Source organism: Methylobacterium sp. WL103 (assembly GCF_008039885.1).
GTDB classification, from domain to species: domain Bacteria; phylum Pseudomonadota; class Alphaproteobacteria; order Rhizobiales; family Beijerinckiaceae; genus Methylobacterium; species Methylobacterium cerastii.
This window is the reverse complement of sequence record NZ_VRUX01000937.1, coordinates 1-1,140: the sequence shown is the minus strand read 5'-3', so window position 1 is coordinate 1,140 and position 1,140 is coordinate 1. Positions and strand designations below refer to the sequence as shown.

At 67.1% G+C, this 1,140-nt stretch carries 2 protein-coding genes; one reads left to right on the top strand and one right to left on the bottom strand.

Annotated elements, in window-relative coordinates:
- Window positions 1-26: 26 nt before the first annotated feature.
- Complete coding sequence (locus tag FV222_RS26860; RefSeq protein WP_147764237.1) at window positions 27-542, bottom strand: pilus assembly protein N-terminal domain-containing protein; 516 nt, start codon at window positions 540-542, stop codon at window positions 27-29.
- Between the two features lie 322 nt (window positions 543-864).
- Between FV222_RS26860 and FV222_RS26855 the strand changes: the two genes are divergently transcribed.
- Window positions 865-1,032: a Flp family type IVb pilin gene (locus FV222_RS26855; RefSeq protein ID WP_147764236.1), complete on the top strand. Its 168-nt coding sequence runs from the start codon at window positions 865-867 to the stop codon at window positions 1,030-1,032.
- The last annotated feature ends 108 nt before the right edge of the window (window positions 1,033-1,140 follow it).

Here is a 1,140-nt window from a genome sequence, read left to right as displayed (position 1 = left end):
GCGGACGCTCCGGGCAGCCCGAAGCGTCAGTGCCCGGCCGGCGTCGACCCGGCGGTGGCGAGGCTGCGGCGGCTCTCGGCCTGGCCGCTGACCTCGCCGAAATACTTGGTCGAGTCGCCGAGCTGCACCGAGGGCTGGCAGTACGGGGTGCAGGAATACGAGTTCCGCTCCTCGGCGCCGCGCTGGACGGTGATCACCGATGTTTGGGAGGCCTCGACCCGGATCGTCGTCTCGGCCAGCATCGCGCCGGCCGCGTCGAGGGCGATCAGGTTGGTCGCGCCGAAGCTCTTGCCGGTCAGCACCAGCACGCCGTTCTTCTGCAGCGTCACGTCGGCGATGATCGGGTTGCCGACGATCACCGTCTGCGTCCGCTCCGGCAGGCGCATGACCTTGGCGTTGTCGACCACCACCGTGACGACCGGCAGCGTCTCGGCGCTCAGCGCCGGGGCTGCTGTGACGAGCAACGCGACGGCAAGGGCCGCGCTCGGCAGGCGCTTGGCCTTGAAAGCATGTCGGGAGAGGCGGGGCGGGGTCGGGCGCATCGGCTGTTCGAACTCATCCATACGCTGGGGTGCGGGGCCGAGGCGTCGCCGCCGCAGGCAGGTGCGGTGCTACGGAGCTGGCGACCCGCTCGTCACAAGAGACAACACGGATTTGGTGAAAGAAGCGCTAAAGCGGCCGGCACGGTTCTCGCCAAATCTTACGCTTTCTTCACCATGCCGAAGGTCTTGGCCTCGATGACCGCTTTCGCGGACCGATTTAACCGAATGGCAAGGCGAGGCGGCCATTCTTCGTCTGCCGCCGATCGAAACAGCAGATCTTCGACGGTTCACCTCGCAAGTGTTTCGACCAAGGATCACAACCATGAAGACCATGTTCAAGAAGTTCGCTTCCGACGAGTCCGGCGCCACCGCCATCGAATACGGCATGATCGCCGCCCTCGTCGCCGTGGTCATCATCGGCTCCCTCAAGCTCCTGGGCAGCAAGCTGACCACGACCTTCAACGGCGTCGCCGCCAACCTCGTCCAGTAAGTCGGCGTCGCAACCGCTGGAAACGGCGCAGTCGGCGGCATCCGCCCGATCCCCGGCGCCTCATGGAAGGCGGCCGGGGGATCGGGCGGCGAGGACGCCGGGCCGCCC